We start from the raw sequence: 12444 nt of genomic DNA, 5'->3' as shown, positions 1-12444 counted from the left end.
GTCTACTTCGCAGCGATGGCGGCGGAGAGATTCTTCTGCATGTCGGCCAAGGCCTCGTCGACCGGCTTGGAGCCGCTCAGCGCGGCCGCCGCGCTCTCCTGGATGGCGGCCGTGGCATCGCCGTAGTGCACGACCACGGGCCGGGGCGTCGCCGTGTCCAGCGACTTCTTGAGTGTGGCCAGGTACGGGAACTGCTTGCGCAACGCCGGGTCGTCATAGAGGCCGGTGTAGGGCGGGGCCGCGGAGGTGACCTTGAGGTTGGTCCTGGCGTTGGCCTCATTGGAGAAGAATTTGATGAAGTCGAGAGCGGTCGCCTTGTTCTTGGCGAACTTGCTGATGGCCAGGTCGAGACCGCCGAGACTGGACTTGCCGGGGCCGTCGAGGCCGGGCAGCGCGGCGACGCCGAACTTCCCCGCCACCTTGCTCGACCCGTCCTTGGCATTCGCGAGAGACCACTGGTAGGGCCACTGCCGGTGGAAGAGGAGCTTGCCCGCCTGGAAGGCCCGGCGGCCGTCCTCCTCCTTGTAGGTGGAGGCCTGCTTGGGAATGGTGCCGTCCTTGAACCCGTCGGCGAGGAACTGCAGGCCCTTCTTCGCGGCCTCGGTGTCGACGGTGGCCTTGCCCTTGTCGTCGACGACGCTGCCGCCGGCGGAGGCCACGGCCTCGGAGAAGTTGACGGTCAGCCCCTCGTACTTGTCGAACTGCCCGGCGTAGCACTCGACGCCCTTGCCCTCCGGGAGCTTTTGCACCTTCACACAGTCCTGCTTCAACTCTGCCCAGGTGGTCGGCGGTTGGGCTCCGATCCGGTCGAGAAGGTCCTTGCGGTAGAAGAGCAGGCCCGCATTGGTGTTGAAGGGGACGGCGTACTGCTTGCCGAAGTACTCGCCGGTCTTCACGACGGCGGGGATCATCCTGTCGAGCGGGAACTCCTTGGCGGGGAGCTCGTCGATCCACTGGTTGGCCGCGAACTCGGCGACCCAGATCGGGTCGAGGTTGAGCACGCTGTAGGTGTCGGACTTGGTCTGAGCGTTCTGGATGAACTGCTGGCGCTGCTGATCGGCGCTCTCCGGCAGTTCGACGAGAGTGACCTTCTGATCGGGGTGCTGCTTGTTCCAGCGTTCGAGCTGGCCCTGCAACGTGCCCGTGGTGTCCTTACCGGTGGCCAAGGCGATCGGGCCGCGGTCCTGGGACTTCTCCGGCCCTCCGGAGTCCTTGTCGGAGGAGTCCGAGCCACCGCATCCGCTGAGCACCGAGGCGCACATCAGCGCCGCCACCACCGCGGCCGCCCGCCGCGCCGGCCTCGCGCCCGGGGGCTTCGGTCGGCCCAGTCCCGCGCCAACGGCTATCCGCGAAGACCCCACGGTGTCCTCCTCGTTGCTCACCGGCAGACGCGACGCTGCGTCGACCGGCTCATGGCAGCGGCCCTGCCAACGGCTGAATTTGATCGTTCAAGATGCCGTCGATGCGTCCTTCCGTCAACCCCTCCGGCAGCGACTGCACGCAATCTCTTCAGGCCGCCCTCACCAGGGAGTTGGGGTCGCAGCGGGTCGCGACGGGTGCCTCAGGGTGCAGAAATTTGAACGTTCATATCAGAGAGGCCCGGTGCGGGGCCGGCCGGAACCCTGGCGCAGTCCGGCCCCGCCCTCCGTCCATGCAGACCCGCACCGCATGCAGACTGCGCTGCAGAGACTCCCACGGCTGCTCAGCGAGCCGGTCGCTGCTCCCCGGTGCCGGCTTGTGCACCCGCCACGGGCAGCGCCTGCAGCACCAGGATCGAGAGATCGTCCTCGACAGGACTGGGACCGAAACAGTGCGCCGTCTGACGGATACGCTCGGCCACGGCTTTCGCGCCCAGGCCGGTGCACTCGCGGAGCACCGCGGACAGGCCGTCGCCGTCGTCCAGCTGCCGAAGACCCCTTCGGCGCTCGGTGACACCGTCGGTCACGCACAGTAGTGTCTCGCCCGGGGCGAGGCTGAAGGAGCGGGGCTGGAAATCAGCGCCGTTGTCGATGCCGAGCAGCATCTTGGGTTCCGCCGCGGCGACGACCGAGCCGTCGGTCAGGAGGCGCAGGGGCAACGGGTGTCCGGCACTGGCGATCGTGCAAAGGGGGCCTTCCGTGCCGGGGCCGAGCTGCAGTTCCCCGTACAGCATGCTGAAGAACCGTGGGCGGGCCTGTTCGCCGCCGCTCGCGACGGCTCCCGCGCTCTCCTCCACCATGGCCGTGTTCAGCCTCCGGAGCACCGACTCGACGCCGTGGCCCTCGCGTGCCAGCAGTCTGACCAGGTACCTCGCCAGACCGGTGACGGACATCGCCTCCGCGTCCTTGCCCTGCACGTCGCCGAGCAGGAAGCCCCAGCGGTCCGCGCCCATCGGGAACAGGTCGTAGAAGTCGCCACCGACCGTCTGACCCTCGCCGTGCGGCTCGTAGACGATCGCCGTCTCGACGCCCGGAATGCTGGCCAGGAATTTGGGCAGCTGATTGCGCTGGAGAGCACGGCTGATCGTCTTCTGCCGGGTGTAGCGGCGGGCGGTGATCAATGACTGCGCGATACGCCGCGCCACGTCCTGCACCACGTTCTCCAGGCTGGCGGTCATGCGGAGCTGCCCGGACCTGCCCAGGAGGAGAACGCCCTGGCAGGCGCCGTCCGCGACCAGGGGGAACGCCAGCGCTGAGCCCCGCGTACCCGCGTCGCCGGCGGTCTCCGGCCAGGGCCAGGGGGTGCTCGCCCTGCTGAGCACGGCGGGCGGCTGTTCTCTCTCCAGCTCGCGGCGCAGCGCGTCGATGCGCCACTCCTCGGCGTGCCAGACCTGGGACAGGCGCAGGCGGCCGCCCTCCACGGCCAGCCATACGCCGCACCAGTCGGCGAGCCGGGGCACCAGCAGCTGCCCTGCGAGCGCGGCGACCAGATCCTCGTCGAGCTGGCCCGCGAGAAGCTCACTCCCCTCGGCGAGGAAGGTGGGACCCGCCGGGTCGGGCCACTCGGCGATGCCCCCGTCACCGCCGCCGACCGATGCCGATGTGCCTGTCCCGGAGTCCTGCGGGACGCGCCTCGGCGACGCCGTGGGCCCGGGTGCCCCGCGCCGCTCCCGCCCCACGGCCTCCAGGCGGAACCACACCGACTTCTTGTCCTGGCCGTAGGTCACCCCCCATGACGTGGCCAGCGCGCCCACGATCCGCAGCCCGAGGCCCCGCCAGCCGGGCAGGTCCTCTTGGGCGCGCAGTGTCCGTGTGGGGTGGCGGTCGGCCACCTCGATGATCACGGCGACGGGGGCGTCCTCGCCGTCCGCCGGCACCGAGGAACCGGGCTCCTCGTGCGCGTCCGAACGGCTCCCGCCGCCCTCCATCGAGCAGACGACGTCGATGTCCGTACCGGCGTGCATGACGGCGTTGGTGGCCAGCTCGCTGACGAGCAGCTCGGCATCCCCTCTGACCTCGTCGAACTCCTGCGTGATCGCCTGGGACCCGGCCCCGACCACCGCGGCCTGCTCAGCGAGGGTCGTGTGCACGAACGCGCGCGCCTCGGAGGCCGCCCGCTCATTCGCCTGCAGCGTCGTCCGCGATACGCACCTGTCAGGTTGCGAGATCAGAACCGATCCAGAGGGCACAGTCGACCGTGGAGGCATGGCGATCATTCATGTCCTAAAGAGACCTTCATCACATATTTCCCTTACCGCCTATAGTGTGACGTATCTGCCCAGGTTGACGACAGGGGGTGGAGAACCATGGCGCTCGAACCGGTTTCGGCCGACGCGCGCATCACGGCCACGGACCCGCCCGAGGCCACGGAACTCGCTCCGTCCCCCACGCCCCCGGGCGAGGCATGGGTGCGCAGCAGCGACTTGCGTCCGGTGCTCACCGCTCTGCAATCACTGCGCGACGGCGACTTCACCGTCCGCGTCGACGGTGCGGAGGAGGGCGTCCTGGCGGAGGTGGCCGGCATCGTCAATCAGATCGCCGGGCGCAACGAGCATCTGGTCAGCGAACTGCAGCGGGTCCGCCGCGAGGTCGTACGGCACGGCAGGCTGGACGAGCGGCTCTCGGCGAGCCCTGGGCAGGGCTCGTGGGTGACAGGAGTGGACTCCGCGAACACCCTCCTCGAGGCCCTGGTGGCTCCGGTGTCGAACGCCACCCGCGTACTGGACGCGGTGGCGGTCGGGGAGCTGACGCAGCGCGTCGACCTGCACGACGGCAGCCGCGAGCTCCGGGGCGATCTACGGCGTCTGGCACGCTGTGTGAACCGCACGGTCGACCAGCTCTCCCTGTTCACCGGCGAGGTGACGCGGGTGGCGCGCGAGGTCGGCACCGAGGGCCGGCTGGGCGGCCGCGCCCATGTACGGGGCCTTTCCGGCGACTGGCGCCGGGTGATCGAGGCAGTCAACACGATGGCGTCCCGGCTCACGTCGCAGGTCCGGGACATCGCCGTCGTCACGACAGCGGTGGCACGCGGCGACCTCACCCAGCATGTGACGGTGGAGGCCACCGGTGAGGTGCTTGAACTGAAGCTCACCGTCAACACGATGGTCGACCAGCTGCGGGCGTTCGCCGACGAGGTCACCCGCGTGGCCCGCGAGGTCGGCACCGAAGGACAACTGGGCGGCCAGGCACACGTCGGGGACGTCTCCGGGGTCTGGCGGGACCTCACCGACAACGTCAACTTCATGGCCTCCAACCTCACCTCCCAGGTCCGCAACATCGCCCAGGTCACCACCGCCGTCGCCACCGGCGACCTGAGCCAGAAGATCACGGTGGACGCGAAGGGCGAGATCCTGGAACTGAAGTCGACGATCAACACCATGGTCGACCAACTCTCGGCGTTCGCCGACGAGGTCACCCGCGTCGCCCGCGAAGTCGGCACCGAAGGACAACTCGGCGGCCAGGCACACGTCCGCGGCGTCTCCGGAGTCTGGAAAGACCTCACCGACAACGTCAACTTCATGGCCTCCAACCTCACCTCCCAGGTCCGCAACATCGCCCAGGTGGCCACCGCCGTCGCCCAGGGCGATCTCGGAAAGACGATCACGGTGGAGGCGAAGGGCGAGATCCTGGAACTGAAGTCGACGATCAACACCATGGTCGACCAACTCTCCGCCTTCGCCGACGAGGTCACCCGCGTCGCCCGCGAAGTCGGCACCGAAGGACAACTCGGCGGCCAGGCACACGTCCGCGGCGTCTCCGGAGTCTGGAAAGACCTCACCGACAACGTCAACTTCATGGCGTCCAACCTCACCTCCCAGGTCCGCAACATCGCCCAGGTCACCACCGCTGTCGCCGACGGTGACCTCTCGAAGAAGATCACGGTGGACGCCCGCGGCGAGATCCTCGAGCTGAAAGACACCGTCAACACGATGGTCGACCAGCTACGGGCGTTCGCCGACGAGGTGACCCGCGTGGCCCGCGAGGTCGGCACCGAAGGACAACTGGGCGGGCGCGCCCAGGTCGGCGGCGTCTCCGGAGTCTGGAAGGACCTCACCGACAACGTGAACTTCATGGCGGACAACCTCACCTCGCAGGTCCGGAACATCGCCCAGGTGGCCACCGCCGTCGCCCAGGGCGACCTGTCCAAGAAGATCGACGTCGACGCACGCGGCGAGATCCTCGAACTCAAGACGACCATCAACACCATGGTCGACACGCTGTCCTCGTTCTCCGCCGAGGTCACGCGCGTGGCCCGCGAGGTCGGCAGCGAGGGCCAACTGGGCGGCCAGGCGCGGGTCGAGGGCGTCTACGGCACCTGGAAGCGGCTGACGACGAACGTCAACGAACTGGCCCTCAATCTGACCACGCAGGTACGCGCCATCGCCGAGGTCGCCAGCTCAGTGGCCCAGGGCGACCTCACCGGTTCGATCGCGGTCGAGGCCAGCGGCGAGGTCAACGAGCTCAAGAACAACGTCAATCTGATGGTCTCCACCCTCCGCGAAACCACCCGCGCCAAGGACTGGCTGGAGTCGAACCTCACCCGTATCGCCGGTCTCATGCAGGGGCACCGCGATCTGGTCGAGGTCGCGGACCTGATCCTGCGTGAGCTCACCCCACTGGTCAACGCCCAGTTCGGAGCGTTCTTCCTGGCGGAGGCCGGTGCCGAACCCGGCCGGGGCCTGCAGTTCATCGCCGATTACGGCAGCGCCGAAGGCCCGGGCGACAGCACACGCTCCGACACCAGGAAGCCGGTGCGGGGACTGATCTCCCAGGCCGCTCTGGAGAAGAAGCGCATCCTCGTCGACGCGGTTCCGCCGGGATACATCAGCATCGAGTCCGGGCTCGGCTCGGCGCCACCGACCAACATCGTCGTCCTGCCGATCCTGTTCGAGGGCGAGGCGCTCGGTGTCATCGAACTCGCCTCGTTCAGCAGGTTCAACGAGGTCCATCTGGCCTTCATCGACCAGTTCGTGAACACCATCGGCGTCTCGATCAACACGATTCTTTCCAACGCGCGCACCGAGGCCCTGCTCTCGGAGTCGCAGCGGCTCACCACGGAACTGCGGCGCTCCAACGCGGAGCTGGAGGACAAGGCCGCCCTGTTGGCCAGCTCGTCGCAGTACAAGTCGGAGTTCCTGGCCAACATGTCGCACGAGCTGCGCACCCCGCTGAACTCACTGTTGATCCTGGCCCGACTGCTGGCGGACAACCCCGACGGGCATCTCAACGAACAGGAGGTGGACTTCGCGGCCACCATTCACCGGTCCGGATCGGACCTGCTCCAGCTGATCAACGACATCCTGGACCTGTCGAAGATCGAAGCGGGCCGGATGGACGTCCACCCCAGGAAGCTGCCGCTGACCAAGCTGCTGAACTATGTGCATGCCATGTTCCGGCCGCTCGCGAGCGAGCGTGGACTGTCCTTCGACGTCACGATCGGGGACGGCGTGCCGAGCGAACTGCATTCCGACGAGCAGCGGCTCCAGCAGATTCTGCGGAACCTGCTGTCCAACGCGGTGAAGTTCACCTCGCAGGGCAGCGTGGAACTGCGGGTCGAGCGGGCAACGGGCCAGGAGATCGAGCGGGAGGGACTCCCGACGAGCGAGCCGATCCTCGCGTTCCGCGTCGAGGACACCGGCATCGGCATCCCGCGGGAGAAGCTGGCCGTCATCTTCGAGGCGTTCCAGCAGTCCGACGGCACCACCAGCCGCAAGTACGGCGGCACCGGGCTGGGACTCTCCATCAGCAGGGAGATCGCCGGCATGCTGGGCGGCCGGATCGTCGCCGACAGCGAACCCGGCGTCGGCTCCCGGTTCACGCTGTACGTGCCCGCGAGCCTCGGCGCGGAAGCAGCGCCCATGACCGAACCCCGGAAGCCCACGAGCCCGGCTGCGGAGACCAGGCCGCCCGTCCCCCTTCTGTCGGCCGGGCCGCTCGCCGCTCCCTCGACGGCACCGACGACGAGCGTCCCCGAGCTCCCCGTCGAAATGGCGGCAGCTGCCACCGGCCGGGACACGTCGAGCTGGCCGGAAACCACACGGCTCAAGGAGTGGATCACCGGTCGGCCACGCAAGGTGCTGGCCGGGCGCACCGTCCTCATCGTGGACGACGACATCCGTAACGTCTTCGCGCTCATGCATGTGCTCGGCCGGGTGGGCATCACCGCCAAGTACGCCGAGAACGGACGCGAAGGCCTCGAGATGCTGGACCGCGTTCCCGGCATCTCGCTGATTCTGATGGACATCATGATGCCCGAGATGGATGGGTACGAGACGATCGGCGCCGTGCGGCACTCCTCCCGCTTCGCCGATGTGCCGATCATCGCGCTGACCGCCAAGGCCATGCCGGGCGACCGGGAGAAGGCCCTCGAAGCGGGCGCTTCGGAGTACGTTCCGAAGCCCGTGGACGTGGACCACCTGCTGTCCGTGGCCTGCGATCTGCTCGACCCGCAGGGCCGCTCCGCGGATCCGCGTCCCGAGCAGGCTCAGGACGTCGCCGAAGACGACGCAGACCCGTCGAGGCAGGGGCCATGACCACACACCCGACCGAGAAGTGCAGCATCCTGATCGTCGACGACATCGACGAGAACCTGATCGCTCTCGAAGCCCTGCTCGGCCCGCTGGGCCAGAAACTGGTGCGCGCCCACTCCGGCGAGGAGGCGCTGAAAGCGATGCTGCGGCAGGACTTCGCCGTCGTGCTGCTCGACGTCCTGATGCCCGGCATGGACGGCTTCGAGACCGCCGCGAACATCAAGCGACTGGACCAGACCAAAGATGTGCCGGTCATCCTCCTGACCGGGGCCGAGGTCGAGGCGGACTATGCCTACCGCGGATATTCGATCGGTGTCGCGGACTTCCTCACGAAGCCGTTCGACCCGTGGCTGCTGCGTACCAAGGTCAGCATCTTCCTCGACCTGTACCGGAAGAACCGCCAGCTGATCGCCCAGGCGGAGCAGCTGCGCCGCCTCTTCTCCGAGGCCGGGACCACCACACCCCCCAAGGCCCTCACAGGGGCGTCCGAGGACGAGGCCACCCCCGAACGCCTCGAGGATCGACCGCCCTCACCGGAGACCGCGCCACGTGCCACGACTGCATGGCCCGAGGACCGGCTGGCGGAGATCGGCGAGCAGCTGGCACAGGTCGAACTCCTGCTGCGCGACACGAAGGGCTCAGAAGCCCCCACCCTCGCCGACCGCGTGGCCGAACTCGAACGAGCCGTCGGCGGTCTGCTCCTGCGACCCGAGTGACGGCAAGGGCCCTTCACTCGGGCCGGCCGTCCACCGGCGGGGCCCGCGCACGACCCACCGAGCGGGCGGCCCGCGACAGGGCTCGGGGGCGCCAAGGGGCCTTGCCGACGCGCGGCACGCATCACCGTGTCCCAGGGCCTGGGCCTCCCCGACCAGGCAGTTGGGCGACCTCCGGGTCGAGGACGCAGGGGTCTGGCGTTTGTGCTCCACCCGATGCGGGTCGATCCTTGAGACAGCGGGCGGGCCCGCCCGGCGACCGGGGTGGCGAAGGGCTGACGTGCCATGACCACACCATCGAGTGGTCCCGAGGCGGTCGGCCTCGGCGACGAGCAGAAGAGCTTCGAGACGGCCGCCGTCATGGTGGACAGGCGCGGGGTGGTGACCGGCTGGAGTCCGGAGGCCGAGCAGTTGCTCGGCTACAGCCCGCAGGAAGTGCTGGGGCTCTCGATCGACACACTGACGGCACAGGCCGAGGGACAGGAGCCCGCGGCGTGGCTCACGCAGCAACCGGCCTCCCAGTGTCGCCGCGACCTCACCTTCCGTCACCGTTACGGCCGCCTCCTGCGGGCCGCGGTGGTCCGCCACCGGCTTGCCGACACGGCCGCGGGTCCGGCATTCCTGTTGTTCCTCACGGATGCCGAGGACTCCAGAGCCCGGCAGACACAGCAGGCCTTGCTGCACGGCATCACGACGCAGTCCCCGGTGGGCATGACGATCTACGGCCCCGACCTGCGTGTGGCCTGGGCGAACGCCGCCGCCCGGCAGGAACTGCCCGGCCCGTTCACCGACTACCTGGGACGCAGTGAGGACGAGCTGTATCCGGGAAGCCAGGTCCTGTCCGCGCACTACCCCACCACGGTCACTCAGCTCATGAGCAGGGTGCTCAGCACCGGGCAGACGGTGGTGGGACTGCACTACCGGGGCCGCCCTCCCTCCGATCCGGACCATGAGCACGTGTGGTCGCTGTCTTACTACCGGCTGCAGGACGACGAGGGCCGCCCGCTGGGCGTGTGCGAGGAGTCGGTGGATGTCACCGACCTTCACCAGGCACAGCGGCGCCTGGCCCTGCTCAACGAGGCCAGCGTCCTGATCGGCAGCACGCTCGACCTCGACCGCACCGTCCAGGAACTGGCCGAGGTGCTGGTACCGCAGGTCGCCGACTTCGCCGCCATCGACCTGCTCGGCGACGTACTGGACGGCCGGGAGCCCGACGCCCGGTGCCCCGGCCGGAACGACGACATGCGCAGGGCGGTCCATCGTTCCGTACGCGAAGACCTGCCCGAAGCCGTCGTCACACCCGGCCAGCCGGTCGGCTACCCGGAAGGTTCCCCTCAGCGGCACTGCCTCGCCACTGGTCATCCCGTCCTCAACGCCGTCCTGGACCTGTCCAGCCCATGGATGCTTCAGGACGGCATGCGCAGCGCCCTCCTGCGCACCATCGGTATCCATTCACACCTGGTGGTTCCGCTGCGCGCGCGAGGGATCACCATGGGAGTCGCCACCCTCATGCGCTGGCGCACCCCGGAAGCCTTCGCCTCCGACGACCTGCTGCTCGTCGAGGAACTCGCCGCCCGCGCCGCCGTGTGCATCGACAACGCGCGCCGCTACACCCGCGAGCACCTGTCCGCGCTCACCCTGCAGCGCAGCCTCCTCCCGCACGAGCTGCAAGCCCACATGGGCGTCGAGGCCGCGTACCGCTACCTTCCCGCCGACACCGAGGCGGGGGTCGGCGGCGACTGGTTCGACGTCCTGCCCTTGTCCTGCGCCAGGGTGGGACTGGTCGTCGGAGACGTCGTCGGCCACGGCATCAACGCCGCGGCGACCATGGGACGGCTCCGCACCGCCGTCCACACACTGGCCGACATCGACCTGCCACCCGACGAGCTGCTCTCGCACCTCGACGACCTCGTCCAGCGCCTGGCCGAAGAGGCCGACGCGGCACACCCCACCGGAGTCGAGGGCGTGGTCGGCGCCAGCTGCCTGTACTGCATCTACGATCCGGTCACGCGCCGCGCCACCTGCGCCCGCGCCGGCCACCCGCCGCCCGCCCTCGCCCACCCGGACAAAGCGGTGGAGTTTCCCGACATCCCCGCAGGTCCCCCGCTGGGCCTCGGGGGCATGCCGTTCGAGTCGGCCGAGGTGGACGTCCCGGACGGCTGTGTCCTTGCCCTGTACACGGACGGCCTGTTCACAGCGGCCGACGGTGACGCGGACACCGGACTGGAGCGCATCAGCTTCGCTCTCGCCCACCCCGACCGGCCTCTGGAGGAAATCTGCGACACCATCGAGCGGTCCCTGCTGCCGGAGCGCTCGCCGGACGACGTCGCCTTCCTCGTCGCGCGGCCGCGTCCGATCGCCGCCGAGAACGTCGCCACCTTCAGCCTCCCGTTCGATCCCGCCTCGGTGGGACAGGCCCGCAAACTGACCAGCGACCGTTTGTCGCAGTGGCTGCTCGATGACCTGTCGTTCTCGGTGGAGCTGATCGTCAGCGAACTGGTCACCAACGCCATCCGGCACGCCCAGGCCCCCGTCGAGCTCCGCCTGATCCGGACCGAGAACAGGCTCATCTGCGCCGTCTCCGACCACAGCAGCACCTCCCCGCACATGCGACGGGCCAGGCTGGGAGACGAAGGAGGCAGAGGGCTGTTCCTCGTCGCCCAGTTCGCCCTGCGCTGGGGCACCCGCTCCACCGAGGACGGCAAGGTCATCTGGGCGGAACTGTCCCTTCCCCGGCCGGGCAGCGATCCGCCTCACCCGTGACCTGTACCTGAAGCCGCACGGCGTGCGTGCCGACGAGCCCCACACCCGGCGCACGGCGTGCGTGCCGACAAGCCCCACACCTGGCGCAGTCGGCGGGGGCCCGTGACGACGACGAGGAGGTGAGCCCATGACCGGGACGGACGGCAGGGTGGCCCTGGTGACAGGGGCCAGCAGTGGAATCGGTGCGGCCACCGCACGCGTTCTGGCCGAGCGAAGTCTGCGTGTGGTGGTCAACTACCTCAGCAGCAGCACGGCAGCCCTGGAGGTCGTGGCGGACATCGAGGCCGCCGGCGGTCAGGCCATGGCCGTGCAGGCCGACGTACGCGAAGTGTCGGCCGTCGACAGCATGGTCGAGCAGGTGCGGGCGGCGTGGGGCGGCGTCGACGTACTCGTGCACAACGCCCTCATCCCGTATGCCGTCAAGTCCTTCAACGACATGACGTGGGACGAACTGGGCGGCAAGCTCGACGCCGAGATGCACGCGGCGTTCGCGCTCACCAAAGCCGTCCTGCCCACGATGACCGCACAGGGCTGGGGACGCATCATCTATCTCGGCACCGGCCTCAGCCGCCGCCCCCGGCAAGGCATGATCGCACTCGGGACGGCCAAGGCCGCACTGGAGCAGTTCGCCCGCTACCTCGCCCAGGAACTGGGCCCGCAGGGCATCACGGTCAACGTCGTGGCGCCAGGACCGGTGGAGTCCCGCATCGCCAATAGCGTGCTCGACGACAGCACAAGGCAGCGACAGGTGGCAGCCACCCCCCTGGGCCGCCTGGCCCACCCGGCCGACGTCGCCCAAGCGGTCGCCTTCTACGCCGACGAGGACAACGCCTTCATGACCGGCACCACCGCCGCGGTCAACGGCGGCATGGCCATGTACTGACGCCTCGCCCCCACACACACGGGGCCCACCGTCCCCTTCCGGCCACACCATCCGGCGCACAGCCACCTCGGCTTCATGTACCGCGGTGTCCGTGGCCGCCTGGGGCGCCTGACCGATCACACGATCAAGGAAACCGA

Annotated in this window: 6 protein-coding genes; 4 read left to right on the top strand and 2 right to left on the bottom strand. The window is 69.0% G+C overall.

Going from position 1 to position 12444, the window contains the following annotated elements:
• Positions 1-2: 2 nt before the first annotated feature.
• Positions 3-1382 carry an ABC transporter substrate-binding protein gene (locus ACSYGO_RS44695; protein ID WP_460390248.1) on the bottom strand — a complete coding sequence of 460 codons (1380 nt, stop codon included), beginning with the start codon at positions 1380-1382 and terminating at the stop codon, positions 3-5.
• Positions 1383-1702: 320 nt separating this feature from the next.
• Entirely contained in the window at positions 1703-3508 is a 1806-nt protein-coding gene (locus tag ACSYGO_RS44690) for a SpoIIE family protein phosphatase (protein ID WP_460390247.1), read from the bottom strand.
• A gap of 216 nt (positions 3509-3724) precedes the next feature.
• Between ACSYGO_RS44690 and ACSYGO_RS44685 the strand changes: the two genes are divergently transcribed.
• From ACSYGO_RS44685 to ACSYGO_RS44670, 4 genes are all read left to right on the top strand, one after another.
• Complete coding sequence (locus tag ACSYGO_RS44685; RefSeq protein ID WP_460390246.1) at positions 3725-7951, top strand: HAMP domain-containing protein; 4227 nt, start codon at positions 3725-3727, stop codon at positions 7949-7951.
• The gene (locus ACSYGO_RS44680) at positions 7948-8664 is read left to right on the top strand and encodes a response regulator (protein ID WP_432172991.1); all 717 of its coding nucleotides are present in this window, start codon (positions 7948-7950) and stop codon (positions 8662-8664) included. Before ACSYGO_RS44685 ends, ACSYGO_RS44680 begins: the two co-directional genes overlap by 4 nt.
• Positions 8665-8946: 282 nt before the next feature.
• Entirely contained in the window at positions 8947-11424 is a 2478-nt protein-coding gene (locus ACSYGO_RS44675; RefSeq protein ID WP_460390245.1) for a SpoIIE family protein phosphatase, read from the top strand.
• 127 nt (positions 11425-11551) lie between these two features.
• Positions 11552-12307 (top strand): SDR family NAD(P)-dependent oxidoreductase, encoded by a 756-nt coding sequence (locus ACSYGO_RS44670; RefSeq protein ID WP_460390244.1) that lies wholly within the window; start codon positions 11552-11554, stop codon positions 12305-12307.
• Positions 12308-12444: the final 137 nt, after the last annotated feature.

It is taken from the genome of Streptomyces krungchingensis (genome assembly GCF_054729265.1).
This window is presented reverse-complemented; position numbering and strand designations above follow the sequence as displayed.

Coding starts and splice junctions, on each gene's coding strand:
- ACSYGO_RS44670 (WP_460390244.1), top strand. CDS start 11,552: ATGACCGGGACGGACGGCAGGGTGGCCCTGGTGACAGGGGCCAGCAGT.
- ACSYGO_RS44675 (WP_460390245.1), top strand. CDS start 8,947: ATGACCACACCATCGAGTGGTCCCGAGGCGGTCGGCCTCGGCGACGAG.
- ACSYGO_RS44680 (WP_432172991.1), top strand. CDS start 7,948: ATGACCACACACCCGACCGAGAAGTGCAGCATCCTGATCGTCGACGAC.
- ACSYGO_RS44685 (WP_460390246.1), top strand. CDS start 3,725: ATGGCGCTCGAACCGGTTTCGGCCGACGCGCGCATCACGGCCACGGAC.